The sequence below is a fragment of the Pseudomonas mediterranea CFBP 5447 genome (genome assembly GCF_000774145.1).
In the GTDB taxonomy this organism is placed as follows: domain Bacteria; phylum Pseudomonadota; class Gammaproteobacteria; order Pseudomonadales; family Pseudomonadaceae; genus Aquipseudomonas; species Aquipseudomonas mediterranea.
In genome coordinates this window covers 71,820-98,089 of the sequence record NZ_KN322966.1, presented here as the reverse complement: position 1 = coordinate 98,089, position 26,270 = coordinate 71,820, and the positions used below count along the sequence as shown (strand labels likewise).

Sequence of the window (26,270 nt, the reverse complement as noted above, 5' to 3'; positions counted from 1 at the left end):
TCGACCTGCATTCGCTACGCCGGCAAACCTTGCGACAAGCGTTTCGAAGGGCTATCAACAAAGCTTCATTTCATCTCGAGTACCCACCATGACTGCCCAGACCAATCGCCAGTTCCTGCTCGCCAAACGCCCGGTGGGCGCCGCGACCCGCGAGACCTTCACTTATCAGCAAGTACCGGTCGGCGAACCGGCGGCCGGTCAGATCCTGGTGAAGAACGAGTACCTGTCCCTGGACCCGGCCATGCGCGGCTGGATGAACGAGGGCAAGTCCTATATCGCGCCAGTAGGCATCGGCGAAGTGATGCGTGCGTTGGGCGTGGGCCAGGTGATTGCCTCGAACAACCCGGGGTTTGCGGTCGGGGACTACGTCAACGGTGCACTGGGTGTGCAGGATTATTTCCTTGGCGAGCCAAGAGGCTTCTACAAGGTCGATCCGAAACTGGCGCCGCTGCCACGTTATTTATCCGCCCTGGGCATGACGGGCATGACAGCTTACTTCGCGCTGCTGGACGTCGGCGCCCCCAAGGCTGGTGAAACCGTGGTGCTGTCGGGTGCCGCCGGCGCGGTGGGCAGCATCGCCGGGCAGATTGCCAAGATCAAAGGCTGTCGCGTGGTAGGTATCGCCGGTGGGGCTGACAAATGCAAGTTCCTGATCGAAGAGCTGGGCTTCGACGGTGCCATCGACTACAAGAGCGAAGACGTCCAGGCCGGCCTCAAACGCGAATGCCCCAAAGGCGTCGATGTGTATTTCGACAACGTCGGCGGCGACATCCTGGATGCCGTGCTCAGCCGCTTGAACCTCAAGGCCCGCGTGGTGATTTGCGGTGCCATCAGCCAGTACAACAACAAGGAAGCGGTGAAAGGCCCCGCCAACTATCTGTCCCTGCTGGTGAACCGGGCACGGATGGAAGGCTTCGTGGTCATGGATTACGCCGCCCAGTTCGCCGCCGCGGGCCAGGAAATGGCCGGTTGGATGGCCAAGGGGCAGCTCAAGAGCAAGGAAGACATCGTCGAAGGGCTGGAGACATTTCCCGAGACGCTGACCAAATTGTTCAGCGGGGAGAACTTCGGGAAACTCGTGCTCAAGGTCTGACCTGAAACACCTGTGGGAGCGAGCCTGCTCGCGATAGCGGTCGGTCAGTTGACAGGGATGTCGACTGACACGGCCTCATCGCGAGCAGGCTCGCTCCCACATTGGTTTTCAGTGCGGGATCAGGCCAGTTCGGCCACGACCGCTGCCAGCGCCTTGGCCGGATCGGCCGCCTGGCTGATCGGACGGCCGATCACCAGGTAATCGGAACCGGCGTCCAGTGCCTGGCGCGGCGTCAGGATCCGGCGTTGATCGTCCTGGGCGCTGCCCGCCGGCCGGATACCCGGGGTGACCAACTGCAGCGACGGGTGCGCCGTCTTCAGGGCGTTGGCTTCAAGGGCCGAGCACACCAGGCCGTCCATGCCGGCCTTCTCGGCCAGCGCCGCCAGACGCAACACCTGCTCCTGAGGCTCGATGTCCAGGCCGATCCCCGCCAGATCCTCACGCTCCATGCTGGTCAGCACGGTCACGCCGATCAACAACGGTTTCGGGCCGCTGCGCTGGTCCAGCACTTCACGGCAGGCCGCCATCATGCGCAGGCCACCGGAACAGTGCACATTGACCATCCACACGCCCATCTCCGCGGCAGCCTTGACGGCCATGGCGGTAGTGTTGGGGATATCGTGGAATTTCAGGTCGAGGAACACTTCGAACCCCTTGTCACGCAGGGTGCCGACGATCTCCGACGCGCAGCTGGTGAACAGTTCCTTGCCGACTTTGACCCGGCAGAGCTTGGGGTCCAACTGGTCGGCCAGCTTCAGGGCGGCGTCACGGGTAGGGAAATCCAGGGCGACGATGATAGGCGTCTGGCAGGCGGACATGAGTGGGCTCTCAGGCAAGTCGAAATCGGCGCGCATTGTAGCGGAACCAGCGCCCGTGGGGGACCCGATGATCGGTAAATCATCATCGCACCCCGCCGAACATGGACAATAATGGGTTTTGTGTCCAGGCCGATACATTCAGGACATCCGGGCAATACGCCAGCCCATTACCATCCGCCGCCGCACCCCGTCCTTCCAGCCCTTCCCGCCCTGCGGCCCGAAGCCTATGCTGGAGCCACAACCTCGCCGCCTTCTTCGCGGTTGGCAGCTTACCTGGCAGATGATGCACCCATGCAGAACACCCCTGTTGCAAATGCTGGCGGCCAGCCGGCCTCAAGCGATGACAAACGCTGGAGCATCCGCGCGCTGATCGTCGATGACGATGTGCCGATCCGCGAGCTGCTGATCGATTACCTGGCCCGCTTCAACATTCGCGCCATCGGTGTAACCGATGGCGCCGGCATGCGCCAGGCCATGCAGGCCGAGCATTTCGACGTGATCGTGCTCGACCTGATGCTGCCGGGTGAAGACGGCTTGCAGTTGTGTCGCTGGTTGCGCGCCGAATCGGACATTCCGATCCTGATGCTCACCGCCCGCTGCGAACCCACCGACCGTATCATCGGCCTGGAATTGGGTGCCGACGATTACATGGCCAAGCCATTCGAGCCCAGGGAACTGGTGGCGCGGATCCAGACAATCCTGCGCCGGGTGCGCGACGACCGCAGCGAGCAGCGCGCCAACATCCGCTTCGACAACTGGCGGCTCAACAGCGTGCTACGCCAATTGATCTCCGCCGATGGGTTGGTCGTGCCGTTGTCCAACGCCGAGTTCCGGTTGCTGTGGGTGTTCATCGAACGACCGCGTCGGGTGCTCAGCCGCGAACAACTGCTGGACGCCGCCCGTGGACGCTCCATCGAGGCGTTCGACCGCAGTATCGACCTGTTGGTCTCGCGCCTGCGCCAGAAACTGGGTGACGACCCCAAGGCCCCGCAATTGATCAAGACCGTGCGCGGTGAAGGCTACCTGTTCGACGCGCGGGACATCGGCTGATGCGATTGCGCCTCGACTCGCTGTTCGGCCGCCTGTTTGGCGTGCTGTTGCTGGCGATCGTCCTGGCCCATCTGTTGGCCTTCGCCTGGTTCATCCATTACGACCAACCGCCGCCTCCCGGCCCACCGCCTGAGTTTTCCCGGCACGGTGACGGACCACCGCCCTTTGCCTCCTCCCCTTTCGCTCCGCCTCCCGAGCCTCGTCCCCGCCCCTGGTTCGGTGGCCCGGTGGTACCGCTGACGTTCCAGTTCATCTGCCTGATCATCGCGGCCTGGTATGGCGCCAAGCTCCTGACCCGGCCGATCCGGCGCCTGAGCGATGCCGCCGAACGCCTGAGCGAGGACCTCGACAGCCCACCGCTGGACGAAACCGGGCCTCGGGAAGCCCGGCAGGCCGCCCATACGTTCAACCTGATGCAAAGGCGCATTCGGGAACAGGTCCAGCAGCGCTCACGCATGCTCGGGGCGGTGTCCCACGACCTGCGCACCCCGCTGTCACGGCTGAAGCTGCGCCTGGAACAGATCGACGACGTCAAGCTGCAAGGCCAGATGCGCCAGGACCTGGACGACATGATCGGCATGCTCGACGCTACCCTCAGCTACCTGCACGAACAGCGCACCAGCGAGGCGCTGCAATGGATGGACGTGCAGGCCCTGGTGGAATCCCTGAGCGAAAATGCCCAGGACCAGGGTGCCGATGTACAGGCCAGTGGCTTCTGTGCGCCGTTGCAGGTGCAACCGATGGCGCTGCGTTCGTGCATCAACAACCTCATGGACAACGCCTTGCGCTACGCCGGGCAGGCTTCGATCGCGCTGGAGGACCAGGGCTTCCAGGTGCTGATCCGGGTCATCGACCATGGTCCCGGTATCGCCGAAGACAAACGCGAAGCGGTGTTCGAACCGTTCTATCGCCTGGAAGGCTCACGCAACCGCAACTCCGGCGGCGTCGGCCTGGGCATGACCATCGCCCGGGAAGCCGCGGAGCGCCTGGGCGGGCAATTGAGCCTGGAAGAAACCCCGGGCGGCGGGTTGACCGCGGTCATTCGATTGCCGCGCACCTGAATCCCTGCGTGCAAAGCCATCTGTGGGAGCGAGCCTGCTCCCACAGGGGTCCCGGCTGAGCCAGGGTTTTGTACTCCCCCCGGTACAAACCCCACATACCCACGACAACTGCCCCATCGAGGCTGCATAAGCCGGTGCACCCACCGGCTACTTCACCCCAAGGAGAGCACCCATGATCGGCAGCGTCAGCAGTAGCAGCTACTCGACGTACACCAGCATCAACCGTACCGCGACCAACAGTGCCCGCAGCCAACAGTTCCAGAAGGAACTGCTGAGCAAGCTCGACAGTAACGGCAATGGCTCGGTCGACCAGGATGAACTGAGCACGGCCCTGTCGCAGAAAAGCGACGACGGCCTCCTGGTCAGCCTGAGCAAAAATTTCACAGACCTGGACAGCGACAGCAGCGGTGACCTGAGCACCGATGAAATGGCCGCAATGGCCCCGCCGCCACCGCCGCCCGGTGACCAGCCACCGAACACCGAACTGGCCGATGCGCTGCTCAGCGCCCTGGACTCCGACGGTGACGGCTCGGTCAGCAGCGAGGAGTTGAGCAGCGGCCTTTCCAGCGCCGGCAGCAGCGCCGACAGCGCCCAAGTGTTCTCGGCCCTGGACAAGAACCAGGACGGCACCGTCAGCCTCGACGAACTCGCCGCCAGCCTTGCTCCACCTCCCCCACCACCGCCACCTCAGCAGGCCTCCAGTGAGGAACTGTTCAGCCAGCTCGACGCCGATGGCGACGGCAGCGTCACCGCCAGCGAACTGACCAGCGCCTTGCAGTCCAGCGACAGTTCCACCACGGGCACCGATACCAGCGCCATGCTGATGAAGGTACTCGACAGCGACAGCTCTACCGATCAGTCCAAGGTCAGCGAAGCGCTGAACAGAATGATTGCCAACCTGAGTCGGCAGTATTCGCTGGATAACGTGGCGAGCGTTGGCAAACATCTGAACGTGGCGACCTGACGCGGTGAGAGCCTGGCCCCAAACGCCAGGGTCATTGATCAGGATCCCACTTGTGGCGAGGGGATTTATCCCCGCTGGGCTGCATAGCAGCCCTGAAAGCTGGCGCCTCGGTATATCAGATAGATCGAGGTTGACTGTTTTGGGGCTGCTACGCAGCCCAGCGGGGATAAATCCCCTCGCCACAGAGAAGCCCTCTCCCACACTTAATTACCCATACCGCATCACCGCGCCTGGCTCTTGCTCCAATCCGTCAGCAGGCTGTACGCCACCGCCAGCAACGTAGGGCCGATGAACAGGCCGATGAAACCGAAAGCGATCAACCCACCGAACACCCCCAGCAAGACAATGACCAAGGGCAGGTTTCCACCACGGCTGATCAGGTAGGGTTTGAGCACATTGTCCACGCCGCTGATGATGAACGTGCCCCAGATGCCGAGGAACACGGCCATCCCGTATTCGCCCTTCCACACCAGCCAGGCCGTTGCAGGGATCCAGACCAGCGGCGGCCCCATGGGAATCAGACTGAGCAGGAAGGTGGCGATGCCTAGTACCAGCGCACCCGGTACGCCGGCGATCAGGAAGCCAATCAGTGCCAGCAAGGCCTGGGCGGCGGCGGTACCGATCACACCGTTGACCACCCGTTGCACCGTACCGGCCACCAGTTCGATGTAGTAACCGGCACGGTCGCCGATCAGGCGTTCGAGCAGCCCGTGGACAAATGCCGCCAGGCGCGGGCCGTCGCGATAGAAAAAGAACACGAACACGATGCTCAGGGTCAGCTCGAGCATGCCGCCGCCGATCTGTTTGCTGCGGGCCAGCAGCCAGTTGCCGACCTGTCCCAGGTAGGGCTTGATGGAGACCATCATCGCCGCTCCCTGCTGGTCGACGCTGTTCCAGATAGCGACCAGCCGCCCGCCCACCAGCGGCAAGCCGCCCAGCCAGGCCGGGGCATCGGGCAAGCCATCGACCTGCACGTCCCGGATGAACGCCGTGGCATCGCGTACATGATCGGCCAGGTTGAAACCCAACCACACCAGAGGCACCGCCACCAATAGCATCCAACCCACGGTCAGCACCGCCGCTGCGAGGGATTCGCGGCCATTGACCCAGCGGGTCAGCAGACGCATCAGCGGCCAGCTGGCGAAGGCCAGCACCGCGCCCCAGAACAGCGCCGACCAGAACGGCGCCATGACCCACAGGCTTGCACCGAACAACACCAGGAGCAGGATCTGCACCAACAGCCGATCGTTATTGAGCATGAAAAGTCTCGAAGAATGAACAGGACCGGGACAGCGGCGCATCGTCCGCTGTCCGTCACAGATTAGCGCAGCAACTCAAGGTGAAGACCCGCCGTATTGCCGCCACCGGCCGCTTCCATCCGCGCCTCACGCACCCCCTGCCCCGCCAGTGCCTGGCGCCAGGCTTCGGCCTCGGGACCGGCGAGGCTGACCCGCAGGCCGGTGTCCAGGTTCAGCGCCCGGGCCAGCAGGCGTAGCCAGGTCTCGTCCGGCTCGCCGGCAAGACGTGGCAGATCCAGCACGCCGGTGTCCTTGAGCTGGCGCAGCAGCGTGGCGGAGGTTGGCAACAAGTCCCCCAGGGGAGTGCTCGCCTCGAACTGCTCGACATGCAGGTAAGCCTTGCGATTGCCGCGGGTGATGCCGTACAGCGCAATCAAGGTGTTGTCCGTCGGCGGCGCCAGGCGCAGCAGCAGATAGGCCTGACCGTTGTCGGCGCCGTAGAGCTTGGCGTTGCCGAACACTTCGTTGGCCCAGAGGCTGCTTTCGCCGCAATCGCGGGCCTGGCACCAGTACAACAACTCGGCACCTTGCTGTTGCAAAGCCTCTCGCGCGGCGGTAAAGGCCTGGGTGGCGGAATGTTCCGGCGGCAGCTCATAGGTCACCGACGTGACGGCGCCACGGCCATCGACCTGCCCGTCGAAACGCAGCTGGCCGCTGATCTTGCGAATCGAGCCCAGGGGATAGATGCGCTCGATGTCGCTGGTTTGCCGGTAATCGACAATCTGCGCGTCGGGCAGGCGCGGCACGCGCTCCAGATCCCGGCTGCCGGGCACATCGACGGCGAATGACGCCGGGCTGATGCAGGCCAGCGCCAACCAGGCGAGTGAATGAACGAATGGTTTCATCGGATCAACTTGGCCTGGCGCCCGTGGACGAAACCGGCGTCGTCCCTGCGCCATAAGGCGGGTAAGCAGAACTCTGTCATGGTGGTCTCCCTTTCAACCCGCCCAGCCTCGACAGTTGCCCGACGCAAGTCAAGAAGCGCTGAAGAACCGATTGAAACAGTCTGCTACAAGCACGGCACCGGCCTCGTCGTTCAGGTGCAAATGATGGCCGCCGGGCAATTGTTCATGACCGAAGGGTAGACGCTCCAGCAGCTCGGCGTGCCGGGCCAGCATGCCCTCGGCCGCCACGATCAGATGGGCGGGGCAACCGACCCGCGCCACGAAGGCCATGGCCTGTTCGTCGGTCAGGCGCACCGGCGATGGCAAGGTCAGGCGATTGTCGGTGCGCCAGGTGTAGCCTCCCGGCACCGGCATCAGGCCACGCTGGGCGAGCAGCTCGGCGGCCTCGCGGCTGACCGCTACGAGCCCTTTCATGCGGGCTTCGATGGCCCGGTCGAGGGTTTTATAGACCGGTTTGGTCTTTTTCTGCAGATCGAGCTGTGCCTGCAAGGCCATGCCCATGCGTTCGGCCGCATTGTCGCCCTGGGCGGTCGGTGGAATGATGCCGTCGATCAGCCCCAGGTGCGTCACCCGCTCCGGCAGGGACCCGGCCAACACCAGCGACACGATGGCGCCCAGGGAATGCCCCAGCAGCGCGAAACGTTGCAGGCCCAGTTGTTCGGCCACCTGCAACACATCATGGGCATAGTCCCACAGGGCGTAGCCGGCACCGGCCGGCCGATGCCCCGAATGACCATGACCGGCCATGTCCAGGGCAATGATCCGCAAGCCTTCGAGCCGAGGGGCCAGGCGGGCGAAACTGTTGGCATTGTCCAGCCAGCCATGCAAGGCGATCACCGGCCGCCCATCTTCCGGTCCGAACAGGTGGGCTGCCAGTTCGATGTGGGGCAAGCTCAGGCGGACTTCTTCGACACCGTTCATACACCGAGTCCTTGCCAACGCTGGAACAACCCCTTGAGCAGGTCCGCCGTATCCAGGGGATGCTCCAGGGGAAACATGTGACCGCCAGGCATGCTCAGGGACTCGCCCAAGGGCATGCTGCCCACCGAACGGGTGTGATGACGCATCACCACACGACTTTGCCGACCGCGCACCACCGCCAGGGGCACCCTGAGCGTGCGGGCCCGACCGGGGCTGGTGTGCGGCACGCCGCGGTAGATGCTGATTTCCGTGGCCGGATCGAAGCGCAGCCGCAACTGATCGCCGACCTGTTGCAGGCCATGCTGGAGGTAGGCGTCGAAGCAATCAGGGTCGAAACCGCGAAACAGCGTCTTGCCGGAAAAATACTGCCGGGCCGCCTCCAGGTCGGCGAACGCCTCGCGTCGACCCAGGGTCCGGCCGGCCGGGGTCAGGCGGTCGATGAAACCCAGGCGCTTGGCGGCGAGGATCACCCAGCGATCCGCGCGGGTCAGGACCGGCGAATCGAGCATGACCACACCACGGTACAACCGCGGGCAGCGCAACGCCGCGTGCAGATGCAATACGCCGCCCAGGGAATGACCGACACCCCATACCGGTCCTGGCTGTTGTTCCAGGTGATGAATCAACTCGTCCACCAGGTTGTGCCAGTTATCGTCCACCGGGAAACGCGGATCATGGCCATGCAGCTCCAGATGCGCGACCTGATACTGCGGCGCCAGCGCGGCAAACAGCTTGCCGTAGGTGGCCGAGGGAAAACCATTGGCGTGAGTGAAAAACACCTGTTGCGACATGACAGCCGATCCATTGGGGGAACTGGGGCTGATTGTCCGCAGATGCCGGCGGCGCGGCAATGACCGTAACTGACAGGAATGATGACAGTCTGGGTTGGGCTATGGCGCTATGGCTGGCCAGCCGCGAATTTTGTGGCAACGACACCTGTGGGAGCAAAGCTTGCTCGCGACGCAGACGCCGCCACTTCTGAAAGACCGCGTCGGCTTCATCGCGGGCAAGCCTTGCTCCCACAAATCCCTTCGCTACAAAGAATCTATGGAATCAGCGCGCCGGCGGTTGCTCGCCCAGCGGCACCACTGCCATGGTCAGGCGCGACACGCAGCTGACCTTGCCCTCGTCGTTGCTCAGGCGGATGTCCCAGACCTGGGTGGTACGCCCCAGATGGATCATCCTGGCCGTGGCCGTCACCCGTCCACTGCGCACACCGCGCAGGTGGTTGGCATTGATTTCCAAGCCCACGCAATAGAACTTGCTGGTGTCCACGCACAGGTAGGCGGCCATGGAGCCGACCGTTTCGGCCAGGACCACCGAAGCGCCGCCATGCAACAGGCCGAACGGCTGGTGAGTGCGGTGATCGACCACCATGCTGGCGGTCAGGGATTCGTCGTCGAACGACTCGAAACGAATATCCAGCACCTCGCTGATGGTGTTTTTTGCGGCAGCGTTCAGTTGTTCGATGTTGGGTGTGGTGCGCCACAGACTCATCGTTGCCCTTCCTTATGTTTATGTGGGAACAAGGCCCCCAATGCCAATCAACGATCAAGCGATATTTCTGTGGGAGCGAGCCTGCTCGCGATAGCGATGGATCAATCAGCAGACACGTTGACTGACACACCGCCATCGCGAGCAGGCTCGCTCCCACAGGTTGTGTAGCTTGACTGGCAGCAAGGCCCGGTCTTTTTCATGGATGCCTAAGGCCCTTGAGTTGCATCGCCCCGGCCATCGGCAGGTCACCTTCGAGTTCTGCCAGGCCGGCCGTCTTCACCTGCTCGGGTTGTTGCAGGTGGCCGTGTTGCGCCAAGCCCAACAGGCTGCCCACCAGCGGGTTATGGCTGACCAGCAGCACATCATCCCGGTCCGCCAGATGTTCCAGGACTGTTTGTGGCCGGGTTTCCGGCTTGAGCCAGTCGACCGTGATCAATTCCGGTTCGAACCCCAAAGCCTCGCGTACCAGTTGCGCAGTCTGCTGGGCGCGCAGATAAGGGCTGGCATAGATGGCCGTCAGGGGGCGGCCGATCAGTTCGGCGGCACTGCGCAGGACTTCTTCACGCCCGTGAACCGTCAACGCCCGGTCGGGATCGGGGCGGGCACCGTATGGCTCGGCTTCTCCATGGCGCAGTACCCACACTTTCATAGCTTGGGTTCCTCATCATGAACAGGATGCGCGGCCGGCGTCACGACATGGGGAGCTTCGCCTTCCGGTGCACGCGGGCTCGGCCAGTCAGCGAACGGCCAGGGCTTCTGGTCGCTGTGGAAGGTGCCGAAACGGCCGATCTGCGCCAGGAACTGGCTGAGGCTGTCGCCGAAATTCATCAGGCTGGCGCTGGGTGCGCCGTAGATCAGCCGATAGATCAATTGCACCAATACCACGGCACCGAGGATGAATTGCGCCACTTGCCAGACCAGCAGGTAGATCACCATCCACAGCACCCGCAACAGGATGGACTCGTATTGGGCCTGGCCCTTCGGATCGTTCATAGCTCACTCCTGTTTGTCATCGACAGCGGCTCAGTTGAAGCCACTGGTGGAAATGAAATCGACATCGGTCTTCGGCTCGCCACGCATCAACAGCTCGATCACCTGCTCCAGCGTGCGCCCTTCGAACAGAATCGCGTGCAGCCCGGCGACCAGCGGCATATAGACCCCGGCTTCCTGGGACTTGGCCTTGAGCACCTTCAGGGTATTTACCCCTTCCGCCACTTCACCCAGGCGCGACACGGCCTCGTCCAGGCTCAAGCCCTGGCCGAGGGCGAAACCGACCTGGTAGTTGCGGCTCTTGGGCGAGGAGCAGGTAACGATGAGGTCGCCCACCCCGGCCAAGCCGAGAAAGGTCATCGGGTTGGCGCCCTGGCTGACGGCAAAGCGCGTCATTTCCGCCAGGGCCCGGGTGATCAGCATGCTTTTAGTGTTTTCGCCCATGCCCAGCGCCACCGCCATGCCGGAGATGATCGCATAGACATTCTTCAGCGCCCCGCCCAGCTCCACGCCGAAACGGTCGGCGCTGGCATAGACCCGGAAGGTGCGGCCATGGAGTGCGGCCTGGACGCGCCGGCACAGTTCTTCGTCTTCGCTGGCCACCACGGTGGCGGTCAAGGCGTGCTCGGCGATTTCCCGCGCCAGGTTCGGCCCGGAAATCACACCGATCCGCGCTTTGGGCGCGATGTCTTGAAGAATCTCGCTCATCAGCTTGAAGGTCTGGGCTTCGATACCCTTGGTCAGGCTGACCAGGAGCTTGCCGCTCAGACACTCGGCGTGGGGCGCCAGCACCGAACGCAAGGCGCTGGACGGCAAGGCGACGAAAAACAGGTCGCTGCCCTGGAGCGTGGCTTGCAGGTCGGTGACCGGCTCCACTTCCGGACGGATCTTGATGCCCTTGAGGTAACGCGGGTTCTCGCGGTTGACCCGGATGGCCTCGGCCTGCTCCGGGTCGCGCATCCATTGGCGCACCGGGTGGCCATTTTCGGCCAGCAGGTTAGCCACGGCGGTTCCGAAACTCCCGCCTCCCAGGACCGCAATCGGGCGCTGTTCAGTCATATGCAATCCGTTCATCCATACCAAGTGGCGATGCCGGGCATTATACGGAGCGTCCGGATCGCGACTAGCCCCGCCATTAATTACCCATAACTGTAGGAAGCTGACCATCAGTTGTTCGGAAAATGCTGTCAACGCAACTGGAAAAGTCCCTCAGCTCAGTTAACATGCCCGCCATCGTTCTGTTATCAAAGGCTCCGCCGTGACCGTTGGCCCCTACCGCTCAGGTTCGTCACTGCTATTGGCGCTGCTCGTCAGCCCGCCGGTGTGGGCCGATGACTTGTTCGTCGACACTCAGCCCCTGCCCCAGGTCCTGACCGCCACGCGCCTGAAGCAATCGCCGGCGGCGGTGCCGGGCAGCATGACCGTACTGGACAGCGAGCTGATCAAGGCCAGCGGCGCCCGGGATATCAGCGAGCTGCTGCGCCTGGTACCCGGCATGATGGTCGGCAACCTCAGTGGCAACCAGCCCACCGTGAACTACCACGGCACCAACGCCAGCGAAGCCCGCCGCATGCAGGTGCTGATCGACGGCCGCTCGGTGTACCGCGCCGGCCTCGCCACCGTGGACTGGAGCGACATTCCGGTGGCCATGGAGGACATCGAGCGAATCGAAGTCTTCCGCGGCCCCAACACCGTCAGCTATGGCGCCAACGCGCTGATGGCAGTGGTCAACATCATCACCCGGGCACCGGCCAACAGCCACGGCACGCGGGTAAAGGTCACCCGGGGCGAGCGCGGTATCAGCGACTGGTACGCCAGCCAGGGCACCGGCTGGGACGGCGGCGACCTGCGCCTGTCCCTGTCCGGCCAGGAAGACTATGGCTTTGACAGCAACCGCAACGGCGCCGACTACCGTGACAGTCGCCGCTTGAATCGCATCAACCTGGCGGTCAGCCAGACGCTGAACGAGCAGCAGAGCATCGACTGGCAACTGAATGCCAAGGACGGGACCAACCAGCGGCCTTATACCTACCGCCCGGTCTTTGCCGGGATTACCGCCGCTGGGGATAACTCCGACGTCATCGCCAAGGACTATGCCGGCTCGGCGCGCTGGAACCTGGACCTCAACCCCGACCACAGCCTGTATGTGCAGGGTTCGATCCAGCATTGGGATCGCCAGCAGACTTGGCGCGCCTGCGATGCCGAGGTGTCCTTCAGCCCGCAACTGACCGACCTGTGGCTGCTCAATCCGAACTACGCCGAGAAACTCGCGCGCAACATGCCCGGCTTCACCAGCATCGGTGCCCCACCCGGTACGGCGCAGGAACAGGCGCTGGCCAACCAGGTGCTCGACCAATGGCGCAACGGCGCCTCGCGAACCGTGTGCGGCGACATCGACCAGAGTGCCCGGGAATCGCGCTATGACCTGGAAATCCAGGACACCCTCAGCCTGTCCGACAGCCTGCGGCTGGTGACCGGGGCGAACTATCGCTATGACCGGGCCGACTCCGAGACGTACTTCAACGGCACCCTAGACGACACCACCTGGCGGCTGTTTGGCCAGTTCGAATGGCGGGCCACCGAACACTGGCTGTTGCAGGGCGGCGCGATGTTCGAGGACACCCGCCTGACTGGCAGTTCGCTGACGCCGCGGGTGGCGGTCAACTACCTGATCACGCCTCGGCATGGCTTGCGGGCGGTGTACTCCGAAGCGGTGCGCTCACCGGACATGTTCGAGAACAACGTCAACTGGAGCTACCAGGTCACGAACCTGCAACCCAGCGCCTTTGGCCGAAGCAGCGCCCGCTACTTTGTCCAGACCCGCGGCCCGGGGAACCTCGACCAGGAGCACATGCGTTCCCGGGAACTGGGTTACAACGGTTACTTCATGGACCTGGGCCTGACGGTTGACGTCAGGCTGTTCCATGACGAAATCACCGGCATGATCAGCGAACCGCTGCGCAACAATCAGTACATCGCCAGCAACGCCAATGAATCGCAGTTTTCCGGCGCCGAAACCCAACTCGACTGGCGCATGACCAACGCCGACCGCCTGCGCGTGACCTATGCCTACGTCGACGCCCTGGCCAGCGCCCCCCTCGATGAACAACTGACCGCCCGCAACAGCGGTTCGGCCGGCTGGCTGCGGGACTGGGGCCAGGGCTGGAACAGCTCGGTGTTCTATTACGCCGCCGATGCTCTCAACGGCTACCGCTTCGAACGGGTCGATACCCGCCTTGCCCGGCGCATCCCCCTGGGCAAAGCCAGCCTGGAGCTGGCGGGCGTCTTGCAACAGCGCCTCGATAATCAACCCACCACCTTCGTCGACAACCGCTACGACTCCCGGCACGTCATGTACTTCAGCGCGGAGTTGTCCTTCTAGATGCCCCGGAGCCAACCGCGCAAGAGGCCGTTACTTGGCCGCCTGCCGCTGGCCCTGTGCCTGGTGTTGGCCGGCCTGCTGGCAACGTTCGAGGCCCGCGCCGCCGACATCCTGTTGACCGGAGCCCAGGACAGCCCCGGCGTGCAGTCCTTTACCCAGGCCCTGAAGGCCCTGCGCCCCGAAGACGATGTGCGCTTCGCCCCGTTGGCGAGTCTGCCGGCACCAGACAAATTGCCGGCCAACACCCGACTGATCCTGCTGGACCTGCCCAGCCTCGACTGGCGCCTGCAGGAGCCCCAGGGACCGGCCACGCTGGTGCTGCGGATCAGCCGCCTGCAAGCCCGGGACCGCCTGGGCGAGGCGCTCCCCGCTCACTTGAGCCTGCTGTGGAGCGACCCGCCGGTCGCGCGACAACTGCGCCTGATCCGCATGATCTTCCCGCAAGCACGCCGGGTCGGGGTGCTGTTCGACGGGCACAGTGAGTTCCAGCTCAAGGAGATCCGCCAGGCTGCCGCACCGCTGGACCTGGAGATCGTCGCCGAGCGCTGGGAAGACACCAGCGACAGCCGTCCCCTGCAAAGCCTGCTGGGCCAGAGCGATGTATTGCTGGGCCTCGACGACCCCGACCTGTACAACCCCAAGACCGTGAAGAACCTGTTGCTCAGTAGCTATGCCCGGCAACGCGCGCTGATCGGGCCGAGCGCGGCGTTCGTCAAGGCCGGCAGCCTGGCCAGCACCTACAGCGACCAAGAAGACTGGCTGGCGATTCTCGACGATCTGCTCGACCGTCCCGTCGCCACCTGGCCACGCGCGCTGTATCCCGCCCGCTTCAAAGTCCTGGACAACCGGCAAGTCGCCCGCTCACTGGGGCTCGAACCGATTGACGCCGCATCCGTCGCTACGCAGTTGGCCGAAGGAGAACACCGCCCATGACCTTGCGTCGCCGTTGGGATATCAGTACACGCACCCAGCTCGTCGCCCTTGGCCCGGCGCTGTTGCTGACCGTGCTGTTGATCAGCTTCTTCACCTTCGTGCGAATCCAGGACCTGCGCCAGGAACTCAATCACACCGGGCAACTGATCGCCAACCAGCTGGCTCCGGCCACCGAATACGGGGTGATTTCCGGCAACAACGATGTGCTGGAGAGTCTGCTCACCGCCACCCTGGCCACCCCCCACGTGCGTTTCCTGGAAGTGCAGGACAGCACGCACCGGGTGTTGGTGCACGTCGAGCAGCCCGCGCAGAATCGCGTTCACTCCCAGCAGATCGAAATGTTCCAGGCGCCGGTTCGCCTGCAGCGCATCACCCTGAACAACGATTTCCTGCAGGGCAACAGCACGCCCATCGAGGCGCCCGGCGAAGACTACCTGGGCCGGGTGATCGTCGGCATGTCCAATGACGCCTTCAGCCAGCGACAGCAGGAAATCCTGTTCAAGGCCGCGATCCTGGCGTTGTTCGCACTGCTGTTCACCTTCCTGCTGGCGCGTCGCCTGGCCGCAGACCTGTCCCGGCCGATCCGCGACATCGGCAACGCCGTCAAGGCCATCCAGCAAGGCGACTACAGCAAGCCATTGCCTATCGTGGACGACGCCGAGCTGGGGGCTTTGTCGCGGCACATCAACAACCTGGCCGACGGCCTGGACCAAGCCAGCCGGGAACAGCATCAGGCCATGGCGCAATTGATCAAGACCCGGGAAGAAGCGGAAAAGGCCAACAGCGCCAAATCCGAATTCCTGGCCATGATGAGCCATGAATTGCGCACGCCCATGAACGGTGTGCTGGGCATGCTGCAACTGCTGGAAACCACTCGGATGACCGATGAGCAGCACGAGTACACGGCGCTGGCCTCGGAGTCCACCGAACACCTGCTCAAGGTGATCAACGACATCCTCGATTTCTCGCGCATCGAACGCTCGGCCCTGGAACTGGAACATATCCCATTCAACCTGACCGAGTTGGTGGGCAGTTGCGCCCAGTCGTTCCAGCACAGCGCCGCCCAACGCAAGCTGGGCCTGGACCTGCTGATTCCCGACGACATGAAGGCCTTGCAGGTGCAAGGCGATCCAACGCGGATCCGACAGATCCTGGTGAACCTGATCGGCAACGCGCTGAAGTTCACCGAGCAGGGACGTGTCACGGTGCAGTGCCAGTGGCAGGCCCTGGATCACGAATTGCTGTGGTTCACCTGCACGGTGCGCGACAGCGGCATCGGTATTTCCCCCGAAAGCCTGGAACGCATGTTCGACGCTTTCCAGCAGGCCGATAGTTCGATTTCGCGCCGCTATGGCGGCACCGGTCTGGGCCTGCCCATCGCGCGCACCCTGGCCGAACGCATGGGCGGCACCCTGCGGGCCCAGAGCGAAGAAGGCCAGGGCTCGGTGTTCACCCTGGAAATTCCGCTGGCCCTGTCCACACAGAGCCCGGCGGAGATGACGCCGCGGTTGGCCCACGGCAGCGAGGGTGGCGAAGGCCGCAATGTGCTGCTGGTGGAGGACAACCCGGTCAACCAGACCGTGATCGAAGCCATGTTGCGCAGCCTGGGCTTTACCGTCAGCATCGCCGCCGACGGCGCCCAGGCCATCCGTAGCGCGGAAAGCCTGATGTTCGAATTGATTCTGATGGATTGCCGCCTGCCCGTGGTCGACGGCTATGAGGCCACGCGGCGGATCCGCCAGTTGCCAGGCTGCAGCGAAGTGCCGATCGTCGCCCTGACGGCCAATGCCCTGCAGGGCGATCGCGAAGCCTGCCTGGCGGCGGGTATGAACGATTACCTCGCAAAGCCGTTCAAAAGGGTTGATCTGCAGCATATTCTGCAGCGTTGGGTGCATTAATAGGCTGTGTAGCTGGCGTGAAAGGCGAAAGTGCGGCAGTCTTAGGCACCCGAACGAGCCTCGATTGAGGCCCGGATAAAAATTTCAGTGCACAGGTGTACATTCATTTTCCCGTGCGCTGTGACTTTCACTACAACGCAATAGTCTATGAGTAGGCTGTCGATTCGAGGCATGACCGCTTCGGTCGGTCGGGAAGATTCGCCCAACCCTGCCGCATGGGACTATTGAGGAGCTCGCATGACCAAACAAAACGCCTTTACCCGGGAAGATCTGCTGCGCTGCAGTCGCGGTGAGCTGTTCGGCCCAGGTAACGCGCAACTGCCCGCCCCGAACATGCTGATGGTGGATCGCATCACCCATATCAGCGAAGAGGGTGGCAAGTACGGCAAAGGTGAATTGGTCGCCGAGCTGGATATCAATCCGGACCTGTGGTTCTTCGCCTGCCATTTCGAAGGCGATCCGGTCATGCCGGGCTGCCTGGGCCTGGATGCCATGTGGCAGCTGGTCGGCTTTTTCCTCGGCTGGCAGGGCCTGCCGGGTCGCGGTCGCGCCCTGGGTTCGGGCGAAGTGAAGTTCTTCGGTCAGGTCCTCCCGACCGCGAAGAAAATCACCTATAACATTCATATCAAACGCGTCCTCAAGGGCAAGCTGAACATGGCCATTGCCGACGGTTCGGTGAGTGTCGACGGTCGCGAGATCTACACCGCCGAGGGCCTTCGGGTCGGCGTTTTCACCTCCACTGACAACTTCTAAGGGTTATCCGCATGCGCCGCGTCGTTATCACTGGTCTGGGCATCGTTTCTTGCCTGGGCAATGACAAAGAGACCGTCTCCGCTAACCTGCGTGCAAGTCGCCCTGGCATCCGGTTCAACCCGGAATACGCCGAAATGGGTCTGCGTAGCCAGGTTTCCGGCTCCATTGACCTCAACCTCGAAGAACTGATCGATCGCAAGATCTACCGTTTTGTCGGCCATGCCGCGGCTTACGCCTACCTGGCCATGAAGGACGCCATCGCCGACTCCGGCCTGACCGAAGAGCAGGTGTCCAACCCGCGCACCGGCCTGATCGCAGGTTCCGGCGGCGCTTCGACCTTGAACCAGATGGAAGCGCTGGACATCCTGCGCGAGAAAGGCGTCAAGCGCGTCGGTCCGTATCGCGTCACCCGGACCATGAGCAGCACCGTTTCCGCCTGCCTGGCCACGCCTTTCAAGATCAAGGGCCTGAACTACTCCATCGCTTCTGCCTGCGCCACCAGTGCCCACTGCATCGGTACCGCCATGGAACAGATCCAGATGGGCAAGCAGGACATCGTGTTCGCCGGCGGCGGTGAAGAAGAACACTGGAGCCAATCGTTCCTGTTCGACGCCATGGGCGCCCTGTCCAGCAAGCGCAACGAAACACCGGAAAAAGCCTCCCGCGCCTACGATGCCGACCGTGACGGTTTCGTCATCGCCGGTGGTGGCGGCATGGTGGTGGTCGAGGAGTTGGAACATGCCCTGGCCCGTGGTGCGAAAATCTATGCGGAAATCGTCGGCTACGGCGCCACGTCCGACGGCTACGACATGGTGGCCCCAAGCGGCGAAGGTGCTATCCGCTGCATGCAGATGGCCATGTCCACTGTCGACGCACCCATCGACTACCTGAACACCCACGGCACTTCGACTCCGGTCGGCGACGTTGCGGAAATGAAAGGTGTGCGTGAAGTGTTCGGCGACAAGGCACCGGCCATCAGCTCCACCAAGAGCCTGTCGGGTCACTCCCTGGGCGCCGCCGGCGTTCACGAAGCGATCTATTGCATGCTGATGATGGAAGGCAACTTCATCGCCGGCTCGGCCAACATCGACGAGCTGGACCCGGAAGTGGCCGACCTGCCGATCCTGACCAAGACCCGCGAAAACGCCACCATCAACACCGTGATGAGCAACAGCTTCGGCTTCGGCGGCACCAACGCCACCCTGGTGCTGAAGCGCTGGCAGGGCAAGTAAGCCCCGCCGCTACGCCGCACACGAAAACGCCCCGACTGGTTCGGGGCATTTTTTTGCCTGGGTCATTACCCATCACCCTGTAGCGAGGGGATTTATCCCCGCTGGGCTGCGTAGCAGCCCCAAAGCAGTCGCGCTCATCTGTCTGACACACCAGGGTTGTCTGGTTTTAGGGCTGCTGCGCAGCCCGGCGGGGATAAATCCCCTCGCCACAAAACCTCATTTGCCACAGAGATCCTATTACAAACACCTTTTACTCTCGGATCACCCGAGGCAACACCGCCAGGAAATTATCCCGCGCCACCTTCCTCGCCACGTCCTCAGGCAAGGCATCCAAAAACGGGTCGAAGCCACGCAGCTCCTTCCCCAGCTTGTTGAAACGTCCAACCACGTCCGACCCCACCATGAAGCGCTCCGGAAAGCGCTCCACCAGCTTTACCCACTCCTGCCGAGGCGTGCCCGCTTCGTCGAGCAAGTAGGGCGTGAGCAGGCTCCAGGACAGGTCTATGTACAGATTGGGGTAGGATTCGAGCAGCCGGGTCAGGGTCGGCAACAGAAAATCCAACCGAGTCTGATGCCGATGAATCTCCATGCTGGTACCGGCATGGGCCCAGATGAAGCGGGTGTGCGGATGATTACGCAACGGCTCTTCGATTTCTGCCAGGTAAAGCGGATTCTTCTCACGCTTGGAGGTGATGTTGGAATGCAGCATCACCGGCAGGTCGTGCTCGGCCGCCAGGTGATAGATCATCGTCATGGCTTCGTTGTTGGCGCGCGGGGTATCGCCCGAGGTCAGCGCTGTGAGGTCATCATGGCGGGTGAAGACTTCACCGATGCCCTGCCACACCCTCGGATACAGGTCTAGCATGCGCTGGACATGGGCAGCGGAGTTCTTGTCATTGGGGTTGAAACCCGAGAGGAAGGGATGAAAGTGCCGGCGCTGTTCGGTGGTCAGCTTACCCACCGCCGTCGCGACAATCACATCGGTGGCGCTGTACCAATAGGCGTCCGCATCGTCACCGGCGTAATAACGCGGGCGCTTGGGTTCGTCCTCGTGCCATTTCTTGGCGACCGGGATGCCTGAGATCATCACATGCTCGATGCGATTGTCGTGCATCGCCTGGAGCAGCTTGGGCATGCCGGCGGTTTCCTGAAAGAAATCGACGTAATGCAGGTGCGCATCGCTGTAGGCATATTCGCGGGCCATGGCGCCGCCGCTCGAAGCGATCAACAGCCAGGCGAAAATCAGACGGGTCAAGGGAGTCATTTCCAAGGGCCATGAGCAGCATAGACCCCGCCCGTCCCGCTCGGGTTCAAGACACCTGTGCCACCGACCCTGACGGCGGGTTATGCTCGCCGCATCCGTCGTTCAATCTGGAAGACACCATGACCACGCCCCTGACCATTCGCCCCCGCGCAGAAGATGTCGAAGGCCAGCCGATTCTTCGTCCGCTACCGTCCGCCAAATGCCGCAGCGTCGGACCTTTCGTGTTTTTCGACCACATGCTGCAGACCACCTACCCGGCGGGTAAGGGAATGAATATCCGCCAGCATCCCCACATCGGACTCTCCACCCTCACCTACCTGTTCGAAGGAAAAATCCAGCACAAAGACAGCCTGGGCTCGGACCAGGTGGTCGAGGCCGGGGATGTCAGTTGGATGACCGCCGGCAGCGCCATTGCCCATGTCGAGCGCACACCGGCAGCGCAATTGGGCAGCGACTTCGTCATGCACGGTTTGCAAGTCTGGCTGGCCTCGCCCCAACCCCACGAACAGGGGCCAGGGCATTACAGCCATCACCCGGCACACACCCTGCCGGTCAGCGACAACCTGGGTGTCGCCATCCGCATGATCGCCGGGTCAGGCTTTTGCCTGGAATCGCCGGTACCGGTACTGTCCCCTACGCTCTATGCCGAACTCAACCTGCAAACCGCGACGACCCTGGTGGTTCCCACCGAGCATGCAGAACGGGCGCTGTACGTATTGAGCGGCGAGGCGTTGTTGGAGGGCGAACCGCTGGAGCCGCACTCGCTGGTGATACTGCCGGTCGGGGAAGAGATGACGCTGTTCGCCAACAGCGACTGCCATGCCGTGCTGTTCGGCGGCGCCCCTCTGGACGGACCGCGCCGGATGAACTGGAATTTCGTCTCCAGCGATCCGGCCCGGATCGACGAAGCCCGCCGACGCTGGGCGGCCGGGGACTGGCCGACCGTGCCGGGGGAAAGTGAGCGGATCGAGTTGCCCTGAATTCAGTATCGCCTGATAAATCGCCATCGCGAGCAGGCTCGCTCCCACAGGAGGGCGTCGTTCACCCATCCAATGTGGGAGCGAGCCTGCTCGCGATGGCGGCAGGCCAGACAACAGCAAAATCAGATCAAGTCCAACTCAGCCCGCGAACACTTCATCCAGCAAATTATGCATCGACCTGAACGCCCGCTTGGCCACCTTGGCGTTGTACATCATCTTGCCCGGCACATTGGCGTGGGGATCGGTGAACGAATGCACCGCGCCACCGTAGCTCAGCAGTTGCCAATCGACCCCGGCAGCATTCATTTCGTCCTCGAAGGCCGGCAGTTGCTCTTTCGGCACCAGCGGGTCGGAAGCGCCGTGCATCACCAGCACCGCGCCCTTGATGTTCTGCGCATCCGCCGGATTCGGCGTATCTAGGGTGCCATGGAACGAGATGGCGGCCTTCAGCGGCGCGCCCGTGCGGGCCAGCTCCAGGGCGCAGCAACCGCCGAAGCAGAAGCCGAACGTGGCGAGTTTCCCAGTGTCGACCGGCGCCTCACCCTGCCCCTGCAGTTGCTCGAATGCCGCCTGCATGCGCTTGCGCAACAGCGCCCGGTCATTCTTGAGCGGCATCATCGCTGCCCCCGCCTCATCGGCATTGCTCGGGCGTACTGCCTGACCGTACAGGTCGGCGATCAACACCACATACCCCTTGGCCGCCACCGACTTGGCGATTTCCTCCGCCCCCGCCCCTACGCCCATCCAATTCGGCGCCATCAGCAAGCCCGGACGCGGGCCCTGCTGGGTAGCATCGAAGGCCAGGCGACTTTCGTAGGTCTGACCGTCGACCTGATAGACCACTGAACGAACCGTAATCTGACTCATGACTGTCTCCTCTTTAACGGGTACCAGAAATGAAAACCCCGCCGAAGCGGGGTTTTCCTTAGCTCATCAAGCTGACAGTTCAACCAACAGCTTGTTCAGGCGACGCACATAGGCCGCCGGGTCCTTCAGGCTGTCGCCCGCCGCCAGGGCCGCCTGGTCGAACAGGATGTGCGACAGGTCGCCGAAGCGCTCTTCGCTCTGCTCGTTGTCGAGTTTTTCCACCAGCGGGTGCGCCGGGTTGAACTCGAAAATCGGCTTGGAGTCCGGGACTTTCTGGCCGCTGGCTTCCAGGATCTGGCGCATTTGCAGGCCGAGGTCCTGTTCACCGATGGCGAGGATCGCCGGGGAGTCGGTCAGGCGGTGCGAGACACGCACTTCGCTGACGGCATCGCCCAGGGCGGTCTTGATCCGCTCCACCAGGCCTTCCTTGCTCTTGGCGACTTCTTCGGCGGCTTTCTTGTCTTCTTCCGAATCCAGGTTGCCGAGATCCAGGTCGCCACGGGCCACGTCGACGAAGCTCTTGCCGTCGAACTCGTTGAGGTAGCTCATCAGCCACTCATCGATACGATCGGTCAGCAACAGCACTTCGATGCCTTTCTTGCGGAAGACTTCCAGGTGCGGGCTGTTCTTGACCTGTGCATAAGTTTCACCGGTCAGGTAGTAGATCTTGTCCTGACCTTCCTTGGCGCGGGCCAGGTAATCGGCCAGGCCGACGATCTGCTCGCCATCGTCACCCTGGGTCGACGCAAAGCGCAGCAGGCCGGCGATCTTCTCCTTGTTGGCGAAGTCCTCGGCCGGGCCTTCCTTCATCACCTGGCCAAAGTTCTTCCAGAAGCTCTTGTACTGCTCGGGCTCGTTCTTCGCCAGTTTTTCCAGCATGTCCAGGACACGCTTGGTCAGCGCCGACTTCATGGAGTCGATGATCGGATCTTTCTGCAGGATTTCACGCGAGACGTTCAGGGACAGGTCGTTGGAATCCACCACGCCCTTGATGAAACGCAGGTACAGCGGCAGGAACGATTCGGCCTGGTCCATCACGAACACGCGCTGCACGTACAGCTTCAGGCCACGTGGTGCTTCGCGCTGATACAGGTCGAACGGGGCGCGGGCCGGCACGTACAGCAGCGAGTTGTACTCCAGCTTGCCTTCGACCTTGTTATGGCTCCAGCTCAGCGGGTTCTCGTAATCGTGGGCGATGTGCTTGTAGAACTCCTGGTATTCCTCGTCCTTCACCTCGGTGCGTGGGCGAGTCCACAGGGCGCTGGCACGGTTGACGGTTTCCCATTCCACCTCAGGCTTTTCTTCGCCCTCGGCGGCGGTGACTTCCTTCGGCAGCTCGATCGGCAAGGCGATATGGTCGGAGTATTTCTTGATGATGTTGCGCAGGCGCCAGCCATCGGCGAACTCGTCCTCGCCGGACTTGAGGTGCAGCACGATGCGGGTACCGCGATCAGCCTTGTCGATGGTGGCGACTTCAAACTCGCCCTCGCCCTTGGACGACCAGTGCACGCCTTCGCTCGCAGCGAGGCCGGCACGGCGGCTGAATACTTCGACCTGTTCGGCAACGATGAACGCGGAATAGAAACCGACGCCGAACTGACCGATCAGGTGGGAATCCTTCTTCTGGTCGCCCGACAGGTTTTTCATGAAGTCGGCGGTGCCGGACTTGGCGATGGTGCCCAGGTGCGTGATCACCTCTTCGCGGCTCATGCCAATGCCGTTGTCTTCGAGGGTGACGGTCTTGGCGTCCTTGTCGAAGCTCACACGGATTTTCAGTTCAGCGCCGCCTTCCAGCAATTCTGGCTTGGACAGGGCTTCGAAACGCAATTTGTCGACAGCATCGGAGGCGTTTGAAATCAGCTCGCGAAGGAAAATTTCCTTATTCGAATACAGCGAGTGAATCATCAGGTGCAGCAGTTGCTTCACCTCGGTCTGGAAGCCCAGGGTTTCCTTTTGAGTTTCCACGCTCATGGTCATCAAACTCCAAGTGGATGGTGGTGTCCGCCTCGCTGAGATGGCGGCGGGATGTCCTCAAGGTGGGGGCAGCGATGGGGATTTCAAGGGTGGTTCGGCTTTGCAGGCTCCTGGATCTTGAAATGCGCCCGTGCGGTTGCGATCGGCTCGGCTTCCACATCTTGCCAGGCAGTGATGGCAACATTGGCCACCCGCCGGCCCTGGCGCCAGACCTGGCACCGGGCATAAGTGTCGCGAAATTGCCCGGCGCGCAGGTAGTCCAGGGAGAAATCGATGATCTTCGGCACACCCGGCGTGCGGGTGGCGATCAACAGATGAACGGCCGCCGCCAGCTCCATGAAACCGGCAATGACGCCGCCATGAATCGCCGGCAGTAAAGGGTTACCAATGTTGTCCCTGTTGGCCGGCAGGCGAAAGATCAGGTCATCGCCCTGGCGCGTGCATTCAGCGCCGATGAGCTGGGCATAGGGGATCGCAGCGAGCAGCCGCGCATGATCGCCCTGCTCGCAGGCCTGGCGCAGTTGCTCTCGGGTGATATTGGTCATGGCTTGTCCCTGGCAGCCATCGGGCCACCCTTCGTGATTCCCCTGGCGTGCTGGCCCAGGCGCATGAAAGTCCCCACCACATGGGCGATGGGCTGAGCGGGATCGTCCTGATAGGCGAAACCACGGGTGAAAATCACGTCCGGCGTCACCCGATAGCACTGCGCGAAGCCATAGACATCCTTGTTCGGCTCGGCGGCATGCATGTAGTCGATACGCAGGTCCAGGGTCGGACAGACCTCGAACGCCGGCAACACGCAGAGGGTGGACATGCCGCAGGCCGTGTCCATCAACGACGTCAACGCCCCACCATGGAGGACGCCGGAAAGCGGGTTACCCACGATCCGGGGACTGAAAGGTAAAACCAGGGTCAATCCATCCTGGCTGGCGCTGTGCAACTTCAGGCCCAGCACCTGGCAATGTCTCAGCGCAGACAGAAAACGCGTCGCGCGCTCAAAAACGGGGTCTTCGGCCATGGGGTCAATGCTCTTGTCGGTATTGGGGCCTGATAGCAGGCGGCTCTCATAAAGTTCAATTCCACCGCAACGTTATATATCTGTCGCAAAAGAGGAACTTAACCCGAGGCGGATTGCTCAAACGGCCAGTAGTTATTTCCATAAGGAGAAACACCCCATGCGTAAGACTTTAGCTATTGCCTTGATGTTGGCCGCCTCCCTCGGTCTCGCTGCCTGCGATAAGAAATCCGAGGACAAAGCTCAAGATGCCAACCAACACGCTGAGCAAGCTCAGCAGGACATGAACAAAGCACAGGATAAAGTGAACGACGCAGCGAAAGAAAACGCCGAAGCCGCCAAAGATCAGGCTGAAGCGAACAAAGCCGCTGCTCAGGAACAAGCGCCTGCCACAGCGCCTAAAACCAACTGATACGGTTTTAGCGACAAAAGAAAACCCGCCTGGTGCGGGTTTTCTTTTGCCTATGATTTAGCCGGGCATGTTGTCATACCGCGTCCTTGACGACTTCGGGTGCCGGTACTTCCGTCGGGGTATAGACCATGACGTCCAGCACATCAGAATGGAACTCGCGTTGATAGAGCACAAACACTACTCCGGCACTCATCAACATGAATAACCAGGGGCTGACGAACCACGCCAACATGGTCATGCCGAAATAATAAGAACGCAGGCCGAAGTTGAACTGGTTGGCCGCCATCGAGATAACCCGCGCGGCCCGCAGCGCAAAGGCCTTGCGCTCCTGCTCCGAGACATGCCGCTCACCGATCATCGGCGCCGAGCCCACCAGGACCGCGGCGAAGTTGTATTGACGCATGCACCAGCTGAACGTGAAGAACGCGTAGACAAATACCAACGCCAGGCACAGCAGCTTGACTTCGGCCAGGCCCTGGGAAGCCTGCTGCACCAGCGGCAGGTCCGCCAGCAAGGACACCGCGCGATCGGACGCACCGAGGACGGTCAGGATACCGGCCAGGATGATCAACGTGCTGGAGGCAAAGAATGACGCGTTACGCTCCAGGTTGCCGATCACGCTGGCATCGGCGATACGGTTCTCGCGCAGCAGCATGCGGCGCATCCAGTCTTCACGATACAAGTGCATCACGCTGGCCAGGCAGGCCGTATCCCGGGCCTTCCACGTGGCATAACGGGTGTAGCCGCCCCAGCAGATGATGAACCAGACAGCGGCCAGGAGATGGGTCAGGTTGGCTTGGATGAATGACATTTGATTCCTTGTGTGAAAAGAACATGGAGCAGTTGCAGCGCCCCTTGTGGGAGCGAGCCTGCTCGCGATAGCGGCAGGTCAGCCAATAAGTGGATAGCTGACCCACCGCAATCGCGAGCAGGCTCGCTCCCACAGGGGATCTTCATCTGTGC

The 26,270-nt window shown here is 62.4% G+C and carries 26 protein-coding genes; 11 read left to right on the top strand and 15 right to left on the bottom strand.

Annotated features, from left to right (window positions below; genetic code table 11):
• Positions 1-88 precede the first annotated feature (88 nt).
• Positions 89-1,093 (top strand): NADP-dependent oxidoreductase, encoded by a 1,005-nt coding sequence (locus N005_RS02230; RefSeq protein WP_047699019.1) that lies wholly within the window; start codon positions 89-91, stop codon positions 1,091-1,093.
• Between the two features lie 119 nt (positions 1,094-1,212).
• On the opposite strand, the gene pyrF is transcribed toward N005_RS02230, so the two are convergent.
• On the bottom strand, positions 1,213-1,911 hold the full coding sequence (gene pyrF / locus N005_RS02225) for an orotidine-5'-phosphate decarboxylase (protein ID WP_047699017.1): 699 nt from the start codon (positions 1,909-1,911) through the stop codon (positions 1,213-1,215).
• 291 nt (positions 1,912-2,202) lie between these two features.
• Here pyrF and N005_RS02220 point away from each other — a divergent pair, with 291 nt between their 5' ends.
• The 3 genes from N005_RS02220 to xopAW all read left to right on the top strand — a co-directional run bounded on the left by N005_RS02220 (position 2,203) and on the right by xopAW (position 4,986).
• The gene (locus tag N005_RS02220) at positions 2,203-2,961 is read left to right on the top strand and encodes a response regulator (RefSeq protein ID WP_047699014.1); all 759 of its coding nucleotides are present in this window, start codon (positions 2,203-2,205) and stop codon (positions 2,959-2,961) included.
• On the top strand, positions 2,961-4,022 hold the full coding sequence (locus tag N005_RS02215) for a sensor histidine kinase (protein WP_047699012.1): 1,062 nt from the start codon (positions 2,961-2,963) through the stop codon (positions 4,020-4,022). Before N005_RS02220 ends, N005_RS02215 begins: the two co-directional genes overlap by 1 nt.
• Before the next feature lie 172 nt (positions 4,023-4,194).
• The gene (gene xopAW / locus N005_RS02210) at positions 4,195-4,986 is read left to right on the top strand and encodes an EF-hand domain-containing protein (protein ID WP_047699011.1); all 792 of its coding nucleotides are present in this window, start codon (positions 4,195-4,197) and stop codon (positions 4,984-4,986) included.
• 221 nt (positions 4,987-5,207) lie between these two features.
• Here xopAW and N005_RS02205 read toward each other — a convergent pair whose 3' ends face one another.
• From N005_RS02205 to N005_RS02170, 8 genes are all read right to left on the bottom strand, one after another.
• Entirely contained in the window at positions 5,208-6,245 is a 1,038-nt protein-coding gene (locus N005_RS02205) for an AI-2E family transporter (RefSeq protein ID WP_024776958.1), read from the bottom strand.
• Between the two features lie 62 nt (positions 6,246-6,307).
• Positions 6,308-7,129 carry a DUF4892 domain-containing protein gene (locus tag N005_RS02200; RefSeq protein ID WP_047699009.1) on the bottom strand — a complete coding sequence of 274 codons (822 nt, stop codon included), beginning with the start codon at positions 7,127-7,129 and terminating at the stop codon, positions 6,308-6,310.
• 129 nt (positions 7,130-7,258) lie between these two features.
• Complete coding sequence (locus N005_RS02195; RefSeq protein WP_047699006.1) at positions 7,259-8,110, bottom strand: alpha/beta hydrolase; 852 nt, start codon at positions 8,108-8,110, stop codon at positions 7,259-7,261.
• Complete coding sequence (locus N005_RS02190; RefSeq protein WP_047699005.1) at positions 8,107-8,901, bottom strand: alpha/beta fold hydrolase; 795 nt, start codon at positions 8,899-8,901, stop codon at positions 8,107-8,109. Before N005_RS02190 ends, N005_RS02195 begins: the two co-directional genes overlap by 4 nt.
• Positions 8,902-9,163: 262 nt before the next feature.
• Positions 9,164-9,607: a hotdog fold thioesterase gene (locus N005_RS02185; RefSeq protein ID WP_047699003.1), complete on the bottom strand. Its 444-nt coding sequence runs from the start codon at positions 9,605-9,607 to the stop codon at positions 9,164-9,166.
• 196 nt (positions 9,608-9,803) lie between these two features.
• Complete coding sequence (locus N005_RS02180) at positions 9,804-10,256, bottom strand: SixA phosphatase family protein (protein ID WP_047699001.1); 453 nt, start codon at positions 10,254-10,256, stop codon at positions 9,804-9,806.
• A complete protein-coding gene (locus tag N005_RS02175) occupies positions 10,253-10,600 on the bottom strand; it encodes a DUF4389 domain-containing protein (RefSeq protein ID WP_047698999.1) in 348 nt (115 codons plus the stop codon). Before N005_RS02175 ends, N005_RS02180 begins: the two co-directional genes overlap by 4 nt.
• Positions 10,601-10,630: 30 nt before the next feature.
• A complete protein-coding gene (locus N005_RS02170) occupies positions 10,631-11,656 on the bottom strand; it encodes an NAD(P)H-dependent glycerol-3-phosphate dehydrogenase (protein WP_047698997.1) in 1,026 nt (341 codons plus the stop codon).
• Positions 11,657-11,855: 199 nt separating this feature from the next.
• Here N005_RS02170 and N005_RS02165 point away from each other — a divergent pair, with 199 nt between their 5' ends.
• From N005_RS02165 to fabB, 5 genes are all read left to right on the top strand, one after another.
• Entirely contained in the window at positions 11,856-13,979 is a 2,124-nt protein-coding gene (locus tag N005_RS02165) for a TonB-dependent receptor plug domain-containing protein (protein WP_047698995.1), read from the top strand.
• On the top strand, positions 13,980-14,912 hold the full coding sequence (locus tag N005_RS02160; protein ID WP_047698993.1) for an ABC transporter substrate-binding protein: 933 nt from the start codon (positions 13,980-13,982) through the stop codon (positions 14,910-14,912). It abuts the gene before it with no gap.
• The gene (locus tag N005_RS02155; protein ID WP_047698991.1) at positions 14,909-16,810 is read left to right on the top strand and encodes an ATP-binding protein; all 1,902 of its coding nucleotides are present in this window, start codon (positions 14,909-14,911) and stop codon (positions 16,808-16,810) included. Before N005_RS02160 ends, N005_RS02155 begins: the two co-directional genes overlap by 4 nt.
• A 237-nt stretch (positions 16,811-17,047) precedes the next feature.
• Positions 17,048-17,563: a 3-hydroxyacyl-[acyl-carrier-protein] dehydratase FabA gene (gene fabA, locus N005_RS02150; RefSeq protein ID WP_047698989.1), complete on the top strand. Its 516-nt coding sequence runs from the start codon at positions 17,048-17,050 to the stop codon at positions 17,561-17,563.
• 11 nt (positions 17,564-17,574) lie between these two features.
• On the top strand, positions 17,575-18,795 hold the full coding sequence (fabB, locus tag N005_RS02145) for a beta-ketoacyl-ACP synthase I (protein WP_047698987.1): 1,221 nt from the start codon (positions 17,575-17,577) through the stop codon (positions 18,793-18,795).
• 250 nt (positions 18,796-19,045) lie between these two features.
• On the opposite strand, the gene N005_RS02140 is transcribed toward fabB, so the two are convergent.
• On the bottom strand, positions 19,046-20,059 hold the full coding sequence (locus N005_RS02140) for an amidohydrolase family protein (RefSeq protein ID WP_047698985.1): 1,014 nt from the start codon (positions 20,057-20,059) through the stop codon (positions 19,046-19,048).
• A 119-nt stretch (positions 20,060-20,178) separates the two neighbouring features.
• Here N005_RS02140 and N005_RS02135 point away from each other — a divergent pair, with 119 nt between their 5' ends.
• A complete protein-coding gene (locus N005_RS02135; protein WP_047698983.1) occupies positions 20,179-21,039 on the top strand; it encodes a pirin family protein in 861 nt (286 codons plus the stop codon).
• 138 nt (positions 21,040-21,177) lie between these two features.
• Here the strand turns inward: N005_RS02135 and N005_RS02130 are convergent, their stop codons facing one another.
• The 4 genes from N005_RS02130 to N005_RS02115 all read right to left on the bottom strand — a co-directional run bounded on the left by N005_RS02130 (position 21,178) and on the right by N005_RS02115 (position 24,898).
• Positions 21,178-21,906, bottom strand: coding sequence for a dienelactone hydrolase family protein (locus N005_RS02130; RefSeq protein WP_047698981.1), 729 nt, complete (start codon positions 21,904-21,906; stop codon positions 21,178-21,180).
• A 66-nt stretch (positions 21,907-21,972) separates the two neighbouring features.
• Complete coding sequence (htpG, locus tag N005_RS02125) at positions 21,973-23,877, bottom strand: molecular chaperone HtpG (protein ID WP_024780608.1); 1,905 nt, start codon at positions 23,875-23,877, stop codon at positions 21,973-21,975.
• An 86-nt stretch (positions 23,878-23,963) separates the two neighbouring features.
• Complete coding sequence (locus tag N005_RS02120) at positions 23,964-24,425, bottom strand: PaaI family thioesterase (protein WP_047698978.1); 462 nt, start codon at positions 24,423-24,425, stop codon at positions 23,964-23,966.
• Positions 24,422-24,898, bottom strand: coding sequence for a PaaI family thioesterase (locus N005_RS02115; RefSeq protein WP_047698976.1), 477 nt, complete (start codon positions 24,896-24,898; stop codon positions 24,422-24,424). Before N005_RS02115 ends, N005_RS02120 begins: the two co-directional genes overlap by 4 nt.
• Before the next feature lie 157 nt (positions 24,899-25,055).
• Between N005_RS02115 and N005_RS02110 the strand changes: the two genes are divergently transcribed.
• The gene (locus tag N005_RS02110; protein WP_041024944.1) at positions 25,056-25,307 is read left to right on the top strand and encodes a hypothetical protein; all 252 of its coding nucleotides are present in this window, start codon (positions 25,056-25,058) and stop codon (positions 25,305-25,307) included.
• A gap of 73 nt (positions 25,308-25,380) precedes the next feature.
• Here N005_RS02110 and N005_RS02105 read toward each other — a convergent pair whose 3' ends face one another.
• Entirely contained in the window at positions 25,381-26,118 is a 738-nt protein-coding gene (locus tag N005_RS02105; RefSeq protein ID WP_047698974.1) for a DUF599 domain-containing protein, read from the bottom strand.
• Positions 26,119-26,270: the final 152 nt, after the last annotated feature.

Bases quoted from the DNA above. Each gene is read 5' to 3' on its own strand.
- N005_RS02230 (WP_047699019.1), top strand. From the start codon at position 89: ATGACTGCCCAGACCAATCGCCAGTTCCTGCTCGCCAAACGCCCGGTG.
- pyrF (WP_047699017.1), bottom strand. From the start codon at position 1,911: ATGTCCGCCTGCCAGACGCCTATCATCGTCGCCCTGGATTTCCCTACC.
- N005_RS02220 (WP_047699014.1), top strand. From the start codon at position 2,203: ATGCAGAACACCCCTGTTGCAAATGCTGGCGGCCAGCCGGCCTCAAGC.
- N005_RS02215 (WP_047699012.1), top strand. From the start codon at position 2,961: ATGCGATTGCGCCTCGACTCGCTGTTCGGCCGCCTGTTTGGCGTGCTG.
- xopAW (WP_047699011.1), top strand. From the start codon at position 4,195: ATGATCGGCAGCGTCAGCAGTAGCAGCTACTCGACGTACACCAGCATC.
- N005_RS02205 (WP_024776958.1), bottom strand. From the start codon at position 6,245: ATGCTCAATAACGATCGGCTGTTGGTGCAGATCCTGCTCCTGGTGTTG.
- N005_RS02200 (WP_047699009.1), bottom strand. From the start codon at position 7,129: ATGAAACCATTCGTTCATTCACTCGCCTGGTTGGCGCTGGCCTGCATC.
- N005_RS02195 (WP_047699006.1), bottom strand. From the start codon at position 8,110: ATGAACGGTGTCGAAGAAGTCCGCCTGAGCTTGCCCCACATCGAACTG.
- N005_RS02190 (WP_047699005.1), bottom strand. From the start codon at position 8,901: ATGTCGCAACAGGTGTTTTTCACTCACGCCAATGGTTTTCCCTCGGCC.
- N005_RS02185 (WP_047699003.1), bottom strand. From the start codon at position 9,607: ATGAGTCTGTGGCGCACCACACCCAACATCGAACAACTGAACGCTGCC.
- N005_RS02180 (WP_047699001.1), bottom strand. From the start codon at position 10,256: ATGAAAGTGTGGGTACTGCGCCATGGAGAAGCCGAGCCATACGGTGCC.
- N005_RS02175 (WP_047698999.1), bottom strand. From the start codon at position 10,600: ATGAACGATCCGAAGGGCCAGGCCCAATACGAGTCCATCCTGTTGCGG.
- N005_RS02170 (WP_047698997.1), bottom strand. From the start codon at position 11,656: ATGACTGAACAGCGCCCGATTGCGGTCCTGGGAGGCGGGAGTTTCGGA.
- N005_RS02160 (WP_047698993.1), top strand. From the start codon at position 13,980: ATGCCCCGGAGCCAACCGCGCAAGAGGCCGTTACTTGGCCGCCTGCCG.
- N005_RS02155 (WP_047698991.1), top strand. From the start codon at position 14,909: ATGACCTTGCGTCGCCGTTGGGATATCAGTACACGCACCCAGCTCGTC.
- fabA (WP_047698989.1), top strand. From the start codon at position 17,048: ATGACCAAACAAAACGCCTTTACCCGGGAAGATCTGCTGCGCTGCAGT.
- fabB (WP_047698987.1), top strand. From the start codon at position 17,575: ATGCGCCGCGTCGTTATCACTGGTCTGGGCATCGTTTCTTGCCTGGGC.
- N005_RS02140 (WP_047698985.1), bottom strand. From the start codon at position 20,059: ATGACTCCCTTGACCCGTCTGATTTTCGCCTGGCTGTTGATCGCTTCG.
- N005_RS02135 (WP_047698983.1), top strand. From the start codon at position 20,179: ATGACCACGCCCCTGACCATTCGCCCCCGCGCAGAAGATGTCGAAGGC.
- N005_RS02130 (WP_047698981.1), bottom strand. From the start codon at position 21,906: ATGAGTCAGATTACGGTTCGTTCAGTGGTCTATCAGGTCGACGGTCAG.
- htpG (WP_024780608.1), bottom strand. From the start codon at position 23,877: ATGAGCGTGGAAACTCAAAAGGAAACCCTGGGCTTCCAGACCGAGGTG.
- N005_RS02120 (WP_047698978.1), bottom strand. From the start codon at position 24,425: ATGACCAATATCACCCGAGAGCAACTGCGCCAGGCCTGCGAGCAGGGC.
- N005_RS02115 (WP_047698976.1), bottom strand. From the start codon at position 24,898: ATGGCCGAAGACCCCGTTTTTGAGCGCGCGACGCGTTTTCTGTCTGCG.
- N005_RS02110 (WP_041024944.1), top strand. From the start codon at position 25,056: ATGCGTAAGACTTTAGCTATTGCCTTGATGTTGGCCGCCTCCCTCGGT.
- N005_RS02105 (WP_047698974.1), bottom strand. From the start codon at position 26,118: ATGTCATTCATCCAAGCCAACCTGACCCATCTCCTGGCCGCTGTCTGG.